Raw genomic sequence first — 18,488 nt, 5'->3', positions numbered from 1 at the left:
TCAGTTCTCGAGGATGAACTCGACGACGCGGTGCCCGCCGAAGTCGGGATGCGCCGGCGTCGTCATCTCGACTTGCTTGCGTGCCTGCTCGACCACCGGCGTATCCGGGTCGAGCACCGACAGATACTTCTCATGCGCCGCCAGGGACTGCACCGCGACGTCGACGAACTCGTCGACGATCTCCGCGTGCGTTCCGTTGGGGCCATTGCTGAACAGCCGGCGATCGGTGCAGACTGCGCGCACGGCGGCGGCAAACTCCATGTGATCGCGCTGATTCGGCGCTCCGGGCGCCCACTGCGGGCCGCCGAAGATCGTCACGACGATGTCGGGCTGTGCGTCGCGGATGGTGTCGGCGATCTTCGCGCGCAATTGGTCGCAGTCGCGCAGCTGGCTGTCCGGGAAATCCCAGAAGTCGACGCTCGACACGCCGACGATGGCGGCCGAGCGCCGCTCTTCGGCTTCGCGGATCGCTGCCGTCTCCTCGGGCGCCATGCCGGCGATGCCCGCCTCACCGCGCGTCGCCATCACGTATCGCACGCTCTTGCCTGCCGACGTCCACTTCGCGACAGCCGCCGCCATGCCGTACTCGGGGTCGTCGGGGTGGGGCATCAGCACCAGCATCGACTGCCAGTCGGTGGGGAATGGTTGCAGCACGCCTGTCATGCCACCACACCGTCGAGCACTATTGCGCTGGTTTGCGCGGCCCAGTCGTCGTCGAGGTCCTCCCCCGGATGCAGCAAGAGCCTCAACATGGTCGCGCCGCCAATCACTTCCACCAGCCGGTCGGGGTCGGTTTCCGGCCGGGCATCGCCTTCGTCGATCGCCCGTCGCACGCGGTCGCGCACCGCCGCGAACAGACCCGTGAAGCGTTGCATCACGCGATTGTTCAGCTCCGGATCGCCTGCCATGTCAGCGACCAGGCCGGGCAGCGCGGCGCGAACCACCGGCGTGGTGAACACGTCACGGCTGGCTTCCACCATCGCGCGCACGTCGTCGGCGAAGCTGTTCGACGGTGTGACCAGCGCGGTCGGCGCCGCCGGAAACGCCGCCTCGTGAACCAGCTCGGCCTTGCTCGACCACCGCCGGTACAGCGCCGTCTTGGTGGTACCGGCCCGCTCGGCGACCGCGGCCATGGTCAGGTTCGGATATCCGATCTCCGTGAGCAATTCGGTTGCGGCCCGCAGGATCGACGCGTCGATGCGGGGGTCGCGCGGCCGTCCCGGGGTCTTGTCAACGGTCGACGGATCTGCTTTCATATCGCTACCTACAGTATCGTAATTGGAGCGAAAGTGGCAGGAGAACCGGCTGTCGACGACGTCAGCCGACTACAGCGATCCAGCCGGGACACCAGCACGCTGCCAGATGTGATGTCGCAGTGGCTGTCCACGGTGCTGCCGGGCAACCCGATTCCAGACGTCACCGTGGAAAGTGGCGTCGACGCGACCGGGATGTCCTCGGAGACCATCATTCTCACGGCGCGCTGGGTGGACGGCGGTACGCCGACCGAGCAACGATTCGTCGCACGCGTCGCCCCGGGCGCCCAAGACGTTCCGGTGTTTCCGTCGTACCGGCTCGACCATCAATTCGAGGTGATACGGCTGGTCGGTGAACTCACCGATGTTCCCGTGCCGCGGGTGCGCTGGCTCGAGCCAACCGGGTCAGTTCTCGGTTCCCCGTTCTTCCTGATGGATTACGTCGACGGTGTGGTGCCACCCGATGTGATGCCATATACGTTCGGCGGCAACTGGTTTCACGATGCACCGACGCAATCGCAGCGACTGTTGCAGAACTCGACCATCGAGGTGCTGGCGAAGCTGCATGCCATTCCGGATCCGACGTCGACGTTCGGGTTCCTGGGCACCGACGGTAATGCGCTGGAGCGGCACTTCGCGTGGGTGCGGTCCTGGTATGACTTCGCGGTACCCGACATCGGCCGGTCTGGGTTGTTGGAGCGGACATTCGACTGGCTGCAAGCCAACTGGCCGACCGAGGTAGCCGCTGCCGACCCGGTGCTGCTCTGGGGCGACGCGCGGATCGGCAACGTTTTGTACCGCGACTTCCGACCGGTCGCAGTGCTCGACTGGGAGATGACGACTCTGGGCCCACGCGAACTCGACGTCGCGTGGCTGATCTTCGCCCACATGGTGTTTCAAGAACTCGCCGGGCTGGCAGGGCTGCCGGGACTGCCCGACGTGCTGCGGGAGGACGACGTCCGGGCGACCTATCGGGAGTTGACCGGAGTGGAACTCGGCGACCTGCACTGGTTCTACGCGTACTCGGGAGTGATGTGGGCGTGTGTGTTCATGCGCACCGGCGCGCGACGCGTGCACTTCGGCGAGGTCGAGCGGCCGCAGGACGTGGAATCGCTGTTCTACCACGCCGCATTGATGAAGCGGCTGATCGGAGAAGAGGCACGATGATCGGTCCTGTCGACGAATTCCCCGTCCACCAGGTCCCGCAGCCGATCGCCTGGGCCGGTTCCAGCGACCGCAACTTCTACGACCGCTCGTACTTCAACGCCCACGACCGCACCGGAGACATCTTCGTGATCAGTGGGATCGGCTACTACCCGAACCTCGGCGTGAAGGACGCTTTCGTGCTGGTGCGCAGAGGCGATGTGCAGACCGCCGTTCATCTGTCCGATGCACTCGACCAGGACCGCCTGCGGCAGAACGTGATCGGCTACCGCGTGGACGTCGTCGAGCCGTTGCACAAACTGCGGATTGTCCTCGAGGAAACCGAAGGTGTTGCGGTCGACCTCACGTGGAACGGCTTGTTCGACGCCGTGCAGGAACAGCGGCATGTGCTGCGCAGTGGTAACCGAATTACCCTGGACGCGCAGCGATTTGCTCAGCTGGGCACCTGGAGCGGCCGCATCGCCATCGACGGCGAGGAGATCGCCGTCGACCCCGGCACCTGGATCGGCTCCCGGGACAGGTCGTGGGGCATCCGACCGATCGGTGAACCGGAACCGGCCGGCCGGCCGGCCGATCCGCCGTTCGAGGGCATGTGGTGGCTGTATGTGCCGATGGCGTTCGACGACTTCGGCATCGTGCTGATCATTCAAGAGGAGCCCGACGGTTTCCGGTCGCTCAACGACTGCACGCGGATCTGGCACGACGGGCGCGTCGAGCAGCTCGGCTGGCCGCGGGTGAAGATCCACTACCGATCCGGCACGCGGATCCCCACCGGCGCGACCATCGACGCCACCGCCGCCGACGGCACACCGGTACGGTTCGACGTGGAATCCAAACTTCCCGTGCCGATTCATGTCGGTGGCGGCTACGGCGGCGACTCCGACTGGCTGCACGGGATGTGGAAGGGCGAGAAGTTCACCGAGCGGCTGACCTACGACATGACGGACCCGGCGATCGTCGGGCGGTCGGGCTTCGGGGTGATCGACCACGTGGGCCGGGCGCTGTGCCGCGACGGCAACGGCGAGCCCGCCGAGGGCTGGGGTCTGTTCGAACACGGCGCCCTGGGCCGACACGACCCGTCGGGCTTCGCGGACTGGCTGTCGGTGGCGCCCTAAGCGGCGCGGGCCTGTTCTGCGCGGCCGAACACCATCGACTCCTCGAGGCGGTCGAACCGGTGGTCGAGCGCGTCGAGCAGGTAGTTGTGCCGCATGTTCCACGGCCGGTGCACGCTCGACTTCGGCAACACGTCCAGCGCACGCATGACGTAGCCGGCCTGCAGATCCCACGTCAGCTTCTCGGGCAGGCTCTTGTTTTCGAGATGCGGATAGGCGTGGGTGTAGCCATGAGATCGCATGTGCGCCAACAACTTTGCGATCGACTCCGCGTTCATGTCGGCGCGCAGCGTCCACGACGCGTTGGTGTAGCCGATACACCACGCCAAGTTGGGCACGTCGTCGAGCATGTAGCCCTTGTAGACGAAGCGGTCGTGCATGTTGATCTTCTCGCCGTCGACGCTCACCGTGATGCCGCCGAGCGCCTGCAGCTGCAGGCCGGTAGCGGTGACGACGATGTCCGCGTCGATGTGCCGGCCGGAGGCAAGCGCAATACCTGTCTGGTCGAAGTGGTCGATGTGGTCGGTGACCACTTCGGTGCGGCCCTCGGCGATGGTCTTGTAGACATCTGCGTCGAGAATGAGGCACAGGCGCTGATCCCACGGGTTGTAGCGCGGCTTGAAGTGGGTGTCGATGTCGTAGCCCTCGGGCAGGTTGTTGACCGCCATCCGCCGCAAGAACCTCTTCATCAACCCGGGCGCCTTCTTGGCGAACTGATACGTGAACACGTAGAAGAGTGCAAACCGCCAGCGGATCAACCAGTAAGCCACCTTGGGCGGCAACAGCTTTCGGAACCAGTTGGACAGCGGGTCCACCTGCTTTGACGAATACAGGTATGTGGGTGAGCGCTGCAGCATGGTCACCCGCCCGGCCTTTTCCGCCAGCGCGGGAATCAGGCTGATCGCCGTCGCGCCGCTGCCTATCACCACGACGTGCTTGCCCGTGTAGTCGAGCGACTCCGGCCAATGCTGGGGGTGGACCACCTCCCCCTGGAAGTCCTCGATGCCCTGGAAGTCAGGCAGATACGGGTGGTCGTAGTCGTAATAGCCAGTGGCGCAATACAAGAACCGGCACTGATAAGTCTTCTCGGTGCCGTCCTGTTCGGCACGAACTGTCCACGTGTCAGTGGTGGAATCCCAGTCGGCCGACCGGACGAACGTGTTGAACCGGATGTGTTCGGTGATGTGGTACTTGTCAGCGGTGTCGGCGAGATACTGCCAGATGTGCGCACCGTCGGCGATCGCTTCCTCGCGGCGCCACGGCTCGAAGGGGAAGCTCAGCGTGAAGATGTCGCTGTCGGAGCGCACGCCGGGATAGCGGAACAGGTCCCAGGTGCCGCCCAACCGCTCACGTCGCTCCAGCAACGCATATCGAATATCGGGGTTCTTCTCGCGAATTCGGTACGCCGCATCGATTCCGGAGATTCCGGCGCCGATGATCAACACATCGAAGTATTCGTCCGCGCTGACGTTCATGTCTCCCACGATAGGCATGTATCGCTGCGCCGAACAGGAGTTGACTGATGCCCGTGACTGAGACCAACACCGACGTCGTGGTCGTGGGCGCGGGCTTCGCGGGGCTGACTGCAGCGCGGGAACTGGTCCACCGTGGCCACGATGTCGTCGTCCTCGAGGGCAGAGATCGCGTCGGCGGACGATCGTGCACCGGCACCATCGCCGGCGTGCCCGTCGACCTCGGCGCCACGTTCGTTGGTCCCACCCAGGACGAAGTGCTCAAAGTGGCGGCCGACCTGGGATGTCAGACAGTGCCCACCTACGCCGACGGCCTCAACCTGATCCGCTGGCGCGGTCGCGTCAGGGCGTATCGCGGCACCATTCCGAAGCTGTCCATCCGTGAACTGTTGGATCTGGCGCGGGTGCGTTGGCAGCTGGCCCGGCTGGGTCGCCGGGTGTCGATCACCGAACCGTGGACGGCCGATGCGTCGCTGGATGCGGTGTCTTTGGCGGAGTGGCTCGGATCGATCCGCGCCTCGGAGACGGTGCGGGTGTTGCTGGCGTTGATCAGCCGCGTGACGTGGGGTGCGGAACCAGACGAAGTGTCGCTATTACACGCCGTGCGCTACGTCAATGCCGCCGGAGGGCTGGACCGGATGCTCGACACCCGCGGCGGTGCGCAGCAGGACCGGTTCCCCGGCGGGACGCAGCAGATTGCGCTGCGAATCGCCGACGAGCTCGGATCCCGGCTGCGCCTCGACGCCCGAGTGCGGCGCATCGCATGGCGCGACTTCGACGGGGTGACCGCGTCCCACGACGGACATGAGGTGCACGCGCGGTTCGCGATCGTCGCGATCGCGCCCGAACATCGCGACGGCATCGAGTTCGCACCGGAGCTGCCACTGGAGCACCGCCAACTCGCCGAACGCTGGCCGCAAGGCAACCTCAGCAAGGCCTACGTCGCCTACGAGACACCGTTCTGGCGCACGAAAGGGCAGAGCGGACAAGCCCTTTCGGATGAGGGGCCGGTGTTCATCACATTCGACGCCAGCCCGTCGGGCGGCGGCCCGGGCATCCTGCTCGGTTTTGCCGACGCTCGCACGTTCGACCCGCTGCCGCCTAGCCGTCGTCGCGAGGTCGCAGTCGGCTGCTTCGCTGACATCTTCGGGGACGCGGCACTGGATCCCATCGACTACCTCGACCACTGCTGGAGTCAGGAACCGTTCGCACCCGGCGGCCCGACGGCGGCGGTCCCGCCTGGGTCGTGGAGCCGGTTCGGTCCGTGGCTGCGGCGGCCCGTCGGCCCAATTCACTGGGCGGGCAGTGAAACCGCCGACGAGTGGACCGGATTCATGGACGGGGCGGTGCGGTCGGGCCAGCGCGCCGCGGCTGAGGTGGCGAAGCGGCTGTGCGGCTAGGAGGTCGCTCGCTGGGGCCGGGTCACCGACGCCACCAAGTCGCGCAGGTGCTGGTTCACTTCGTCGGGGCGCTCGAGGATGGCGCAATGCCCGCCGGGCAGTTCGACGAAGCCGGCGAGATTCGGAACAGCCTCGGCGATCTTTCGTGACTGCCCGATCGGCAGCAGGCGGTCTTTGGTGCTGCCGATCACCAGCGCCGGCACGGTCAGACCGTCCAAGGGCAGGTGTTCCGGACCCAGCGCGTCGGCAAGCATTCGCGCACATCCGCCACGGGCGACCGGAGAGGTGCCCATGAACAATTCGTAGACCAGATCGGTGACCGACGGGTGAGCGTCCGCACCCACCGCGAGTGCCGTGATGAATCGACGGCTGGTCCACTTGGCGCCGGCCGGGACGGGCAGCGGCCCGATAGCGCGAATCACCTGTTCTGCCACTCGAATTCGGGCCGCAGCCAGAAGACCCGGCACGTTGAGCAGACGCAGCTCGCGCAGAAGGTCGCCGGTGGCGGTGTTGATCAGCGCGACCGCGTCGGCGCGATGTGGCACTGAATCGCGGTACCGGTGCGACCAGGCGCTGATGGTCATGCCGCCCATCGAGTGTCCGGCGATCACCGCGCGCTCCCCCGGTCGCAATGTCGCGTCGAGGACGGCGTTCAGGTCGGCGGCGAGATAGTCGAGGGTGTAGTGGCGCCCATGGCGAGGGATTTCGCTGCGGCCGTGGCCGCGGTGATCGAAGGCGATCACGCGGTGGTCGGTGGCGAGGTCGGCGATCTGGTGTTTCCATACGCGAAGCGCACACGTGATGCCGTGGCTCAACACGATCGGATAGCCGTCGTCGGGGCCGAAAATCTCGGTATGCAGCCGGGTGCCGTCTGACGATCGGACCATGATGGCGCGGGTGGGAGATAACTCGGCAAGGCCGTTAGCCGATCTAGCTGCGCGGCCGCGCTGGATCTGGTGTGCCATGACCACTCCGATCGGCGGCGACGTTGCCGCGTGAGCAAATCCTACCCAGTATCTGAGCCGGTTATGCCGTATTGCGGTGGCGTGCCGTGCGGTTCTCTCAGGGCGGAAAGTGACCTATTTCACGACGTGTCGAATTCGTTATCGAGGTTTATCTCAACTGTCACATGGGTAACTTTGGTAACAGCGGTTGGTCAGGCACCAGCCCATCACCACCACCGAGAAAGAGTCGAATGGAACACCTGAATGAACACTGTCCTTTACTTCAGCCCCAATGGCGTCGCTTATGAAACCCGGGCCTACAGCAAGGCCGACATCGCAGATCTGATCAACAACTGTGGGCTGGAGAGCTTGACCAGCACCGACAGGCAGTTCGACTTCTGGTTCACTCCCTCGACCCGGCGGTGCCAGCGCCGTCCCAACCGCAGGGCTACCGAAATACTCTTGGCCACCACGAATTTCACCGCGAAAACGGTTCCGCTGCTGCGCGGCGGAGTGGTTGTGGCAACGCATGACTCCGACGGCGACCTCGACGGTCTCAGCTGGCAGCAGTTGGATCTGCTGGTCGAACGGAGTCGGTCACTGACCAAGCGCGACGACCGGGTGCTTACCCGTCGCATCAACCGCGAGATCCGTCGCTTGCGGCGCAACGCCGAAGCGGCTCAGGCTGCGAATGCGCGGCGGGTCAAGCGGCGTGCCCCGAGCCAGCTGGAAGCGGCCCGATAGTCGCGCGGTTCTACGGGGCATTACCGCACCGTTCTAGGCATTACCTCACCGTGCGCGTGTCCGACGCCAGCTGCGAAACCTGGGGCGACGGCCCGAGCAATTGATAGACCGGAGCGGTCCAGGCGTATCCGCCGCTGGTGTTGAGCGCGTAGCTCGTGTGGATGGCCACGCCAGCGGCGGTCGTCGGGCCGGAGACGGCGTCACAGACGGCGTCGCCGCGATCGCACACGCTGATCGTGCGGCTGCCAATGGTGTCGGGGAGCTTGCCTGGAGCGTGCGCCAGAATCGGCCAGTCCTGCGCCACGCCTTTGCCGTTGCCGGTCGAGCCGGGCGACGCGGTGGCCGAACCGATGGTGATCACGGTGTCGCCGGGTAGCCGGTCGCCGTCGGCGACCAGCAGCGCCGCCGCGATGTTCGGGCTGTCGGCCAGCGCCTGCAGGTTGCGGTGCACCACCATTGCACCCTGCGAGTAACCGGCCAGCACGACTTTGCTTGCGGGGCAACGTGTTGCGAACGTCGCGTATTGCGTGCGCAATGCGGTGGTGCCGGCGTCGACGCTGCTCATGAAGCCGGCCCAGCCGAGCAGGTCGCCGTCAGCTGGCACCGCCTTGGCGGGATAGTCGACTGCTTCGGCCGTGATCACCCGGCCGTCTCGCTGCACTTGCTGGGCGAGATCGCGGTATGACTGGTAGACCACTCGGCCCATTCCGCCGTTCGCGGTGGGATCGTCGCGCTCGCCGGAGCCGGCGGCACCGATCCAATGGACGTCAGGACAAGTCGACTCTGCGTTTGCAACGCCGGCCGCGAGACCCATCAATGCTGCGCCTGCTACCGCGACGGCAACAGCCACCGCACTCATGCGTCCTACCACCCGACCCCCTGCGCTGCGCCAAAGTCCGTCGGAAGGTCATCGGCGGCACAGTCACATGCGTTACAGCAACGGCTTCGAGGGTCTAGAACGTGCATCGAACCCGCGGTTACAGCGAGCCCTTGGCTGCCACCCACTCTGTGGCCTGGCCAGTCACGGCGGCGATACGGTCGTAATCGCCGTCGTAATGTAGGACGGTCGCCCCGTTGACTTCCGCTGTCGCAGCGATGATCAGGTCGGGTAGCCGGAAGTGGCGGTGCTGGCTGGTCTTGGCGAGTTCTCGGTGCACATCCAACGCCCGGTTCATGGCTTCCGACGTCACGTGCATCCAACGATGTCCATGCAGGGCGCCCCAGACGATCTCATAGCCCTTCGGATCCGGGGCGCCGTTGAGGTACTCCAAAGCCGACATCTGGCATCCTGCGAGTCGCCCCTCTGCCAGCAGCGTTTCGAATCGGCGGCGCACGACGTCGTGGCGACCCTGCAAGACGTAGACCGTCGTGTCTGCCAGGTAAACAACACCGGCCATCAGAGCGCTTGCGATTCCTGGGCCTCTTGTTCGAGTCGAGTGAGGTCGCGGCCGGCACCGTAACGCCACGAGGAATTGGAATCCGTGAAATCCATGGGAACGCTGTTGAGAGCGGCGACGATCTTGCCGGCTTGTGTGCGCAGCGCGAAAGAGCGCAGCGCTGCATTGATAGTGGCGACCTTGGTGTCGGTTCCAAGTACCTCTTTCGCGGCGTTGAGCCACTCGTCGTTCACGTCGACCGTGATGCGTGTCACGGATAACAAGACTACACCAACATGATAAGCATCTATACACCAAAAATATGGAAAGTGATACACCACTAGCTCCTTAGAGCATGCATATCGCCGACCGGGGATTTCATGGTCGAGACGACCCACCTTCGAACCCGCGGATGTTGCTGCGCGAGAACCAACAGTTCGTCGAACCGGCGAAGCAACGCGGTCACACCCAAGAGCGCATAGGCGTGCTCCATGAGGACACCACTGTCTGATCAACTCGGCGACGGCACTGGCTTCCTGCGCATTGCGGCGCGGCCGGTGCTCTCCTTACCCGTGACCCCCACCTCGAGCTCGGCAGGCGCTTTCGCTACGCCGCTCCAGGCGCCGGCTAGCGGCTGAAAACGGCCCCCGGAGATCTCTCCGGAGGCCGTTCTATTTGGTAGCGGGGACAGGATTTGAACCTGCGACCTCTGGGTTATGAGCCCAGCGAGCTACCGAGCTGCTCCACCCCGCGTCGGTGAACGCAAGGTTACCGAAGCCACGGCCAGTGGCCAAATCGCGCGCTCGACGGCCGCGAGCGTGCACCGCCGTACGCCCAGAGCGGCGTGTTGCTGAGCAGACACGCACCCTCGCGCGGAGGGGCGGTGCTACTTGGCGTTGTTGTACTTCGTCATCGCGTCGTTGAGGCGCTGCAACGCGTTTCCGTAATCGGCGAAGTTGCCGCTTCGCTGCGCCTGCTGCACCGCGTCCAGCGCAGACTGCACCTCCTGCAAGGCCGCGGCTTTCTGCGTCGACAACTGCACCGGCCCTCCCGGCGGCACCGCGGCCGGAACGGGCGCGGTGGCCGGCGGCGCCGCACTGCCGTCGGGCGGAACGAGCCCGGGCGCAGGCGTCGCGGGCGGCGCTGCGGCCGGTGTCCCTTCAGGCACGGGAGCGGGCGCCGGACCCGTCGCCGTGGCCCCGGCTCCCGCGCCGAACATCTGGTCCAAGGCGTCGCGCACGGTCGGGCCGAAGCTGACCCGGTCGTTGTACATCATCGCCACGCGAATCAGCCGCGGGTACGACGACGCCGCGTCGCTGCTGCCCGGCGAGGCGTAGACGGGTTCGACGTAGAGCAAGCCGCCCTGGGCGATCGGCAGCGTCAGCAGGTTGCCCCACCGGATCCGGTTCTGGTTGTCCCGACCGATCACGCCCAGATACTGCGACACCCCGGTGTCGGTGGTAATCGCGTTGTTGGCCAGCTTCGGCCCGTTGACGTTGCCCGGGATCGTCAGCACGGTGATCTTGCCGTACGTCTCGGGATCAGAACTGGCGCTGATGTAGGCGGCCAAGAAGTCGCGCTTGAACCGGTTCATCGCGCTGGTCAACTGGAACGACGACGAATTATCGCCGTTGACAAGGTTTTTCGCGACGATGTAGTACGGCGGCTGGTAGCTGCTGGCCGTCGGGTTCGGGTCGAGGGGCACGTCCCAGAAGTCCGACGCGTTGAAGAACGGCACCGGTTCGTTCACGTGGTACTTGCCCAAGAGCATGCGCTGCACCTTGAACAAGTCTTCCGGATATCGCAGATGCGCCTTCAAGTCTGCCGACATCTCGCTCTTCGGCTTCACCGTTCCCGGGAACACCGCCATCCAGGCCTTCAGCACCGGATCGTTCTCGTCTTGCGCGTACAGCGACACGCTGCCGTCGTAAGCGTCGACGGTCGCCTTGACGGAGTTTCGGATGTAGGACACCTGCTTGTCGGGCGCCAGCCGGTTCACCGCCACCTCGTTGGAGTCGGCGGTGGCCGACGACAGCGAGGTCAGCTCCGAGTACGGGTAGTTGTCCAGCGTCGTATAGCCGTCGACGATCCACACCAGCCGCTTGTTGACCACCGCCGGATAGACCGAACTGTCGGTGGTCAGCCACGGCGCCGCCGCCTGCACCCGCTGCGCGGGGTCGCGGTTGAACAGGATCCGGCTGTTGTCGCCAATGACGTTGGAGAACAAGAAGTTTCGTTCGGCGAACTTGGCGGCGAACACGCTCCGCGACAGCCAGTTGCCGATCGGCACCCCGCCGATCCCGCTGTAGGTGTAGTTCTTCGTCTCGGTGTTGGTCTCGTAGTCGTATTCGCGGTCGGCGCCGTTCTTGCCGACGATCGCGTAGTCGTCGGCGGAGTTGGCGATCACCGGGCCGAAGTAGATCCGGGGTTGGTCCAGTGGTGCCGGTCCGTCCGAGCGCACGGTTCCGTTGGCGCCGACGACGTTCACCAGGAATTCGGGATAGCCGCCGTTTTGGTTGGGGTCGTTGGCAATTCCGCGCACGGTGTTGGCCGGCGAGGCGATGAACCCGTTGCCGTGGGTGTACACCGTGTGCCGGTTGATCCAGTCGCGCTGGTTGTCGATCAGCCGGTCGGGGTTGAGTTCGCGGGCCGCCACGACGTAATCGCGCAGGTTGCCGTCGGGGCCCTTGTAGCGGTCGATCGACAACTGGTCGGGGAAGGTGTAGAAGTTCTTGCCCTGCTGGAACTGGGTGAACGCCGGGCTGACGATCGTCGGGTCGAGCACCCTGATGTTGGAGGTGGTGGCCCGGTCGGCGGCCACCTGCTGGGCGGTGGCCGCGGAGTTGCCGCTGTAGTCGCGGTAGGTCACCACTTCGGAGGTCAACCCGTAGGCCTGGCGGGTCGCGGCGATGCTGCGGCTGATGTATTCGCTTTCGTTCTGCGCCGCATTGGGTTTGACGATCAACTGTTCGACGATCAGCGGCCAGCCCGCGCCCACGATGAGCGACGACAGCAACAGCAGCACCAGCCCGATCGCCGGAATCCGCAAGTCGCGCAGCACAATTGCCGAGAACACCGCGATCGCACAGATGATCGCGATCGCCAGCAGGATCATCTTCGCGGGCAGCACCGCGTTGATGTCGGTGTAGCCGGCGCCGGTGAACGGCTTGCCGCCGCGCGTGTGCGACAGCAACTCGTAGCGGTCCAGCCAGTACGCGATGGCTTTGAGCAGCACCAGGATTCCGACCAGCGTGACCAGCTGGATGCGCGCCGAGCGGCTCAGCGCTCCGGTGCGTCCCGACAGGCGGATGCCGCCGAAAATGTAGTGGCTGACCAGATTCGCCAGAAACGCCAAAAACACCGCGACGAACAGATAGCTCAGCACCAACCGGTAGAACGGGAGGTCGAACGCGTAGAAGCCGAGATCCTTGCCGAATTGCGGGTCGGCGACGCCGAAGTCACCGCCGTGCAGGAAGAGCTGGACCCGCGCCCAGTAGCTCTGCGCGATGATCCCGGCCAGCACACCCACCACCGCCGGGATGCCGATGCCGAACAACCGCAGCCGCGTCAGCACCGCGGTGCGGTACCGCGCGACGGGGTCGTTGGGGCCGTTGGCCGGCACGAACACCGGACGGGACCGATAAGCCAGCGCCAGCCCGGCGTACACGATCGCGCCGACCAACAGGGCCGTGACCAAAAACACCACCAAGCGCGTCACCACCACGGTGCTGAACACCGAGCGGTAGCCGAGTTCTCCGAACCACAGCCAGTCGACGTACGCGTCCACGAACCGCGGGCCCACCAGCAGCAACGCCACGACGGCGAGCGCCACGCCGATCAGGATCCGGCTTCGCCGAGTCAGCTTGGGCATCCTGGCGGACGGCCGCATTGCCACGTCTCAACTCCTGCTTGGTGCTAGTTACCCGCTCGGACAAGCCTCGCGCGGTTCGGCGGTGGTGATCCAACTGTACGCATCAGCGGTGAGGCTCGATTGTCAGCAGCGAGGAGGTTCGCCGCCGGCTGAAAGCTGGTGCAGTGCGTCGACCGCCTGGCCCAACGAGTCGACCTTGACCAGCTCCAGGCCGTCGTCGTCGGCACTGCGCGCCTCTGCGCAGTTGTCGGCGGGCACCAGAAACACCGTCGCGCCGGCTTCCTCGGCGGCGAGCATCTTGTGGGTGATCCCGCCGATCGGCCCGACCTTGCCGTCGCTGTCGATGGTGCCTGTGCCGGCGACGAACTTCGATGCGGTCAAGTCTCCGGTGGTGAGCTTGTCAACCACCGCGAGCGCGAACATCAACCCGGCTGACGGCCCGCCGATATTGGCGAGATTGAACGTGATCTTGAACGGCGCCCACGGCGCCTCGCGCACGCTGACACCGAGAAAACCGTAGTCGCGGTCCTTGTTCTTGCCGAGTTTGATCGTCGTCGTTCCCGGCGGCGCGTTCTTGCGGCGGAAGTCGACGACGATCTGCTGGTCCGGTTTGGTCTGCTTCAGCAGGGACTGGAACTGGTCGAGGCTGGTGATCGCAGTGCCGTTGACCTTGTCGATCGCGTCGCCGGGTTGCAGCTTGTCGTGCGACGGACCGTCGTCGTTGACCACCTCGACCGTCACCGCCGGTGCGTAGTGAAGGAAGCCCAGAGCCGCATATTTCGCCTTGTCTTCTGAGGCCTCGAAGTCTTCGGTGTTCTCCTTGGTGACCTCGTCGCGCGATTTGTCGGGTGGATAGACCAGGCTGCGCGGCACCAGCTGCTCGCGGCCCGACATCCACAGCACCACCGCCTGACCGAGCGTCAGCTGGTCGCGCTGCGCCACCGTGGTCATGTTCAGGTGGCCGGACGCCGGAAACACCGTGGTGCCCTCGATGTCGACGACCTCCTTGCCGTCGACCTCGCCGAGCGTGTTGAAAGTCGGGCCCGGCCCGAGCGACACATACGGCACCGTCACCACCCCGAGCAGCACACCGAACGCGACGATCGGCGCCAGTGCCACCACCAGCGTCAAAATCCGCCTGTTCACGCCAGACACAGTACGGAACCGCAACCACAACCCGTTCACGGAGAGCGTGACGCCGAGGCGCCCCACGTTTCCCGACGGTGAGTACCGTTGGGGTATGGCTGACCTGCCTTTCGGCTTTTCCGCCGGCGACGATCCCGACCGCGACAAGCGGAAGAAGGATGCCGAATCCGGCGACGAGTCCGCCATGGGCTTCGACGTCACAGACCTCGGCAAGCTGTTCACCCAACTCGGCCAGATGTTCAGCGGCGCGGGCAGTGCAATGGCTTCCGGCAAGGCGTCGGGACCGGTGAACTACGACCTCGCGCGACAGCTGGCGTCCAGTTCGATCGGTTTCGTCAAACCGGTTCCCGCCACGACGTCGTCGGCCATCGCCGACGCTGTGCACCTCGCGGAGACGTGGCTGGACGGGGCCACCGCGCTGCCCGCCGGCACGGTCAAGGCGGTCGGATGGACGCCGCAGGACTGGGTGGACAACACGCTGGACACCTGGAAGCGGTTGTGCGACCCGATGGCACAACAGATTTCGACGGTGTGGGCGGCGGCGCTGCCGGAGGAGGCCAAGGCGATGGCCGGCCCGCTGATGTCGATGATGACGCAGATGGGCGGGATGGCGTTCGGCTCGCAGCTGGGCCAGGCACTGGGCACGCTGTCCAAGGAGGTGCTCACCTCCACCGACATCGGACTGCCGCTGGGGCCGAAGGGCGTGGGCGCGCTGATGCCCGACGCGATCGAAGAGTTGTCGACGGGGCTCGAGCAGCCGCGCAGCGAGATCCTGACGTTCCTGGCGGCCCGCGAAGCCGCGCACCACCGCCTGTTCAGCCACGTGCCCTGGCTGGCCAGTCAGCTGCTGAACGCGGTCGAGTCGTATGCGCGCGGAATGAAGATCGACATGAGCGGCATCGAAGAGGCGGCGCGCGGCTTCAACCCGATGGCGTTGGGCGACCCGGCGGCGATGGAGCAGTTGCTCACCCAGGGCGTGTTCGAGCCCAAGGCCACTCCCGAGCAGACCGCGGCTCTGGAGCGCTTGGAGACGCTGCTCGCGTTGATCGAGGGCTGGGTGCAGACGGTGGTGACGGCCGCGCTGGGTGACCGCATCCCCGGCACGGCGGCGCTGAGCGAGATGCTGCGCCGGCGACGGGCCACGGGCGGGCCTGCGGAACAGACCTTCGGCACGCTGGTCGGCCTGGAGCTGCGGCCGCGCAAAATGCGCGAGGCCGCCGCGTTGTGGGAGCGGCTGACCGAGGCGGCGGGTATCGACGGTCGCGACGCTGTCTGGCAGCACCCCGACCTGCTGCCTGATTCCCACGATCTCGACGAGCCGGCCGGGTTCATCGACCGGGTGATCGGCGGGGACACCAGCGGCATCGACGAAGCGATCGCCCAATTCGAAACCGACGAGCGCACCGAGGACGACGGCGAGGACTGACCGTCCCTGTGGATAACCCCTGAGCGCGACTGCGCGCATGGCACAGTCAAGCCATGGGGGTCGTCACACTCGAGCCGTCGATGCCTGTGCTGCTGCGCCCCGACGGATTCGTGCAAGTGGGATGGGATCCACGCCGGGCGGTGCTGGTGCGCCCACCTCTGGGCATGACGGCCGACGGCTTGGCGGTGCTGCTGCGCAGAATGCAGTCGCGGGTGCCGATGGCCGACCTGCTGGCAAGCGCAGTCGAGCTCGGGCTTGCCGATCCACAGGAGTTCGCGGAGGTGGTCCGGCAGCTATTGTGTGCGAATGTTGCTACGCGCCAACGTCTTTCGCGGACCGCGCGGTCGATCAACGTCCGGGTGCACGGCAGGGGCCCGCTGTCCGACGTCGTCGTCAGCGCGATTCGCTGCTCAGGGGCTCGTGTGCGGCACACCAACCAGCGCGGCGCCACGGCAGCCGACGCAGACCTCGTCGTATTGACCGACTACCTCGTCGTCGACCCGGGTCTGGTGCGGGCACTGCACGCGGCAGCGACGCCACACCTTCTGGTCCGGGTGCGCGACGGCACCGGCCTGGTCGGGCCGATGGTGGTGCCGGGTGTGACCAGCTGTCTGCGCTGCGCCGACCTTCACCGCAGCGATCACGATGCGGCCTGGCCCGCGGTGGCAGCGCAGCTGCGCGACACCATCGGCACGGCGGACCGGGCGACGGTGCTGGCCACCGCCGCGCTGGCGGTCAACCAGGTCGACCGGATACTGCGGGCCATCCAGAACGGCAGCACCTCGGCCCCGCCGCCGACGCTGGACACCACGCTGGAATTCGACGTCGGCGCCAGCTCGATCGTCGCGCGGCGGTGGGAGCGACATCCCCGGTGTTCCTGCTGACAACCCGTGTTGCCACATCGGTGCGACCGCCGATCCGTTCGTCGGGGATGATGGTGGAGTGGCAGACATCAAACGTGGTCGGGCGGCTCGCAACGCGAAGCTTGCCTCCCTGCCCGTCGGCATCGCCGGCAGGGCCGCACTGGGCTTCGGCAAGAGGCTGACCGGCAAGTCGAAAGACGAGGTCAACGCTGAGCTGATGGACAAGGCCGCCCAGCAGTTGTTCACCGTGCTCGGTGAACTCAAGGGCGGGGCGATGAAAGTCGGCCAGGCGCTGTCGGTGATGGAGGCCGCGATCCCCGAGCAGTACGGCAAGCCGTACCGCGAGGCGCTGACCAAGCTCCAGAAAGACGCCCCGCCGTTGCCGGCGGCCAAGGTGCACCGGGTGCTCGACGCGCAGCTGGGCACCAAGTGGCGCGAGCGGTTCATGTCGTTCGACGACACCCCCGTCGCCTCCGCGAGCATCGGCCAGGTGCACAAGGCGGTGTGGCACGACGGCCGGCAGGTCGCGGTGAAGATCCAGTACCCCGGTGCCGACGAAGCGCTGCGCGCAGACCTGAAGACCATGCAGCGGATGGTCGGCGTGCTCAAGCAGCTCTCCCCCGGCGCCGATGTCGATGCGGTCGTCGACGAGCTGATCGAACGCACCGAGATGGAGCTCGACTACCGGCTCGAGGCCGAGAATCAGCGGGCATTCGCCAAGGCGTACGAGGGGGATCCGAAGTTCGTGATCCCTCACATTGTCGCGAGCGCCCCGAAAGTGCTTGTGGCGGAATGGATCGACGGAATTCCGATGTCGCAGATCATCCGCAACGGCACCGTTGAGCAGCGGGACCGGATGGGCACCCTGCTGGCCGAGCTGACCTACAGCGCGCCGCAGCGACTGGAGATGATGCACGGCGACGCGCATCCCGGAAATTTCATGCTGATGGCCGACCAGAAGATGGGCGTCATCGACTTCGGGGCGGTCGCCCCACTGCCCGGCGGGCTGCCGGTCGAGCTGGGCCACATGCTGCGGTATGCGATCGACGGGGACTACGACAACCTGATCGCGACGATGGAGGGGATCGGGTTCATCCAGCCCGGCGAAAAGGTGTCAGCGCGCGAAATCGACGACATGCTGCGCCAGTACATCGAACCCGTCCAAGCGGAGGTGTTCCACTACACCCGCAAGTGGTTGCAGCGGATGACCGCCGTGCAGATGGAACGCTCGGTGGCGCAGATCAAGACGGTCCGACAGCTCGACGTGCCGCCGAAGCTGGCGATCCCGATGCGGGTGATCGCGTCCAATGTCGCAATCGCATGTCAATTGGACGCCCATGTGCCGATCGGATCCATTGTGATGCAATACCTTCCAGGATTCGCCGACGCGAACGGCTAGCTCGTCGTCGAAAGTGTCACGCTGCCTCGGCGTCCTTGCGCGGGCGGCCGCGCGGGCGCTTGCGGGCGATGATGGTGCCCCGCTCGAGGATTTGGCCGCCCCACACACCCCACGGCTCTTCTCGCTCCAGCGCTGCCTGTAAGCACTGACGACGGATCGGGCAGCCGGCGCACAGCTGCTTGGCGCGTTCGAGATCAGCGGGATTGTCGGCGAACCACAAGTCGGGATCGCCTGCATGGCAAGGTAATTCGGGCCTTCTCTCCCGACACGTCGAGAGCGACATGTCCAATTCCTGCTTCCTGGTCGTAGTCCGTCGTT

General features: G+C 65.8%; 17 protein-coding genes and 1 tRNA gene. 7 read left to right on the top strand and 11 right to left on the bottom strand.

Going from position 1 to position 18,488, the window contains the following annotated elements:
• Complete coding sequence (locus tag AC5Y39_RS09675; RefSeq protein ID WP_500018307.1) at window positions 1-663, bottom strand: PIG-L deacetylase family protein; 663 nt, start codon at window positions 661-663, stop codon at window positions 1-3.
• The gene (locus AC5Y39_RS09670) at window positions 660-1,256 is read right to left on the bottom strand and encodes a TetR/AcrR family transcriptional regulator (RefSeq protein ID WP_500018305.1); all 597 of its coding nucleotides are present in this window, start codon (window positions 1,254-1,256) and stop codon (window positions 660-662) included. The genes AC5Y39_RS09675 and AC5Y39_RS09670 overlap by 4 nt, the downstream gene beginning before the upstream one ends.
• A 33-nt stretch (window positions 1,257-1,289) precedes the next feature.
• Between AC5Y39_RS09670 and AC5Y39_RS09665 the strand changes: the two genes are divergently transcribed.
• Both AC5Y39_RS09665 and AC5Y39_RS09660 read left to right on the top strand, forming a co-directional pair.
• Entirely contained in the window at window positions 1,290-2,420 is a 1,131-nt protein-coding gene (locus tag AC5Y39_RS09665) for a phosphotransferase family protein (RefSeq protein ID WP_500018303.1), read from the top strand.
• Window positions 2,417-3,532 (top strand): Rv3169 family protein, encoded by a 1,116-nt coding sequence (locus AC5Y39_RS09660; protein ID WP_500018301.1) that lies wholly within the window; start codon window positions 2,417-2,419, stop codon window positions 3,530-3,532. The genes AC5Y39_RS09665 and AC5Y39_RS09660 overlap by 4 nt, the downstream gene beginning before the upstream one ends.
• On the opposite strand, the gene AC5Y39_RS09655 is transcribed toward AC5Y39_RS09660, so the two are convergent.
• Complete coding sequence (locus AC5Y39_RS09655) at window positions 3,529-5,004, bottom strand: flavin-containing monooxygenase (protein ID WP_500018299.1); 1,476 nt, start codon at window positions 5,002-5,004, stop codon at window positions 3,529-3,531. The two genes, AC5Y39_RS09660 and AC5Y39_RS09655, sit on opposite strands and share 4 nt — an antisense overlap.
• Window positions 5,005-5,051: 47 nt before the next feature.
• On the opposite strand from AC5Y39_RS09655, the gene AC5Y39_RS09650 reads away from it, so the two are divergent.
• The gene (locus AC5Y39_RS09650) at window positions 5,052-6,401 is read left to right on the top strand and encodes a flavin monoamine oxidase family protein (protein ID WP_500018297.1); all 1,350 of its coding nucleotides are present in this window, start codon (window positions 5,052-5,054) and stop codon (window positions 6,399-6,401) included.
• On the opposite strand, the gene AC5Y39_RS09645 is transcribed toward AC5Y39_RS09650, so the two are convergent.
• Window positions 6,398-7,366 (bottom strand): alpha/beta fold hydrolase, encoded by a 969-nt coding sequence (locus AC5Y39_RS09645; RefSeq protein ID WP_500018295.1) that lies wholly within the window; start codon window positions 7,364-7,366, stop codon window positions 6,398-6,400. The two genes, AC5Y39_RS09650 and AC5Y39_RS09645, sit on opposite strands and share 4 nt — an antisense overlap.
• 243 nt (window positions 7,367-7,609) lie before the next feature.
• Here AC5Y39_RS09645 and AC5Y39_RS09640 point away from each other — a divergent pair, with 243 nt between their 5' ends.
• The gene (locus AC5Y39_RS09640; protein WP_500018293.1) at window positions 7,610-8,089 is read left to right on the top strand and encodes a hypothetical protein; all 480 of its coding nucleotides are present in this window, start codon (window positions 7,610-7,612) and stop codon (window positions 8,087-8,089) included.
• 40 nt (window positions 8,090-8,129) lie between these two features.
• Here the strand turns inward: AC5Y39_RS09640 and AC5Y39_RS09635 are convergent, their stop codons facing one another.
• The 6 genes from AC5Y39_RS09635 to AC5Y39_RS09610 form a co-directional block, all read right to left on the bottom strand.
• Window positions 8,130-8,948, bottom strand: coding sequence for a cutinase family protein (locus AC5Y39_RS09635; protein ID WP_500018291.1), 819 nt, complete (start codon window positions 8,946-8,948; stop codon window positions 8,130-8,132).
• Between the two features lie 118 nt (window positions 8,949-9,066).
• Window positions 9,067-9,486 carry a PIN domain nuclease gene (locus tag AC5Y39_RS09630; protein ID WP_500018289.1) on the bottom strand — a complete coding sequence of 140 codons (420 nt, stop codon included), beginning with the start codon at window positions 9,484-9,486 and terminating at the stop codon, window positions 9,067-9,069.
• The gene (locus tag AC5Y39_RS09625) at window positions 9,486-9,740 is read right to left on the bottom strand and encodes a hypothetical protein (RefSeq protein WP_499962272.1); all 255 of its coding nucleotides are present in this window, start codon (window positions 9,738-9,740) and stop codon (window positions 9,486-9,488) included. Before AC5Y39_RS09625 ends, AC5Y39_RS09630 begins: the two co-directional genes overlap by 1 nt.
• Window positions 9,741-10,141: 401 nt before the next feature.
• Window positions 10,142-10,218: transfer RNA gene (locus AC5Y39_RS09620), tRNA-Met, on the bottom strand.
• A gap of 133 nt (window positions 10,219-10,351) precedes the next feature.
• Entirely contained in the window at window positions 10,352-13,360 is a 3,009-nt protein-coding gene (locus AC5Y39_RS09615; RefSeq protein WP_500018287.1) for a UPF0182 family protein, read from the bottom strand.
• A gap of 99 nt (window positions 13,361-13,459) precedes the next feature.
• Window positions 13,460-14,482, bottom strand: a complete 1,023-nt coding sequence (locus AC5Y39_RS09610) for a YlbL family protein (RefSeq protein ID WP_500018285.1) — start codon at window positions 14,480-14,482, stop codon at window positions 13,460-13,462.
• A gap of 94 nt (window positions 14,483-14,576) precedes the next feature.
• Here AC5Y39_RS09610 and AC5Y39_RS09605 point away from each other — a divergent pair, with 94 nt between their 5' ends.
• Genes AC5Y39_RS09605 through AC5Y39_RS09595 form a run of 3 tightly spaced genes read left to right on the top strand, consistent with a single transcriptional unit; the run spans window position 14,577 to window position 18,170 of the window.
• The gene (locus tag AC5Y39_RS09605; protein ID WP_500018283.1) at window positions 14,577-15,908 is read left to right on the top strand and encodes a zinc-dependent metalloprotease; all 1,332 of its coding nucleotides are present in this window, start codon (window positions 14,577-14,579) and stop codon (window positions 15,906-15,908) included.
• A 53-nt stretch (window positions 15,909-15,961) separates the two neighbouring features.
• The gene (locus AC5Y39_RS09600) at window positions 15,962-16,792 is read left to right on the top strand and encodes a cyclodehydratase (protein ID WP_500018281.1); all 831 of its coding nucleotides are present in this window, start codon (window positions 15,962-15,964) and stop codon (window positions 16,790-16,792) included.
• A 16-nt stretch (window positions 16,793-16,808) separates the two neighbouring features.
• Entirely contained in the window at window positions 16,809-18,170 is a 1,362-nt protein-coding gene (locus AC5Y39_RS09595) for a macrolide-binding ATPase MABP-1 (RefSeq protein ID WP_500018404.1), read from the top strand.
• Between the two features lie 16 nt (window positions 18,171-18,186).
• On the opposite strand, the gene AC5Y39_RS09590 is transcribed toward AC5Y39_RS09595, so the two are convergent.
• On the bottom strand, window positions 18,187-18,453 hold the full coding sequence (locus tag AC5Y39_RS09590; protein ID WP_500018279.1) for a WhiB family transcriptional regulator: 267 nt from the start codon (window positions 18,451-18,453) through the stop codon (window positions 18,187-18,189).
• Between the last annotated feature and the right edge of the window lie 35 nt (window positions 18,454-18,488).

Source organism: Mycobacterium sp. NGS39 (assembly GCF_059812765.1).
This window is presented reverse-complemented; position numbering and strand designations above follow the sequence as displayed.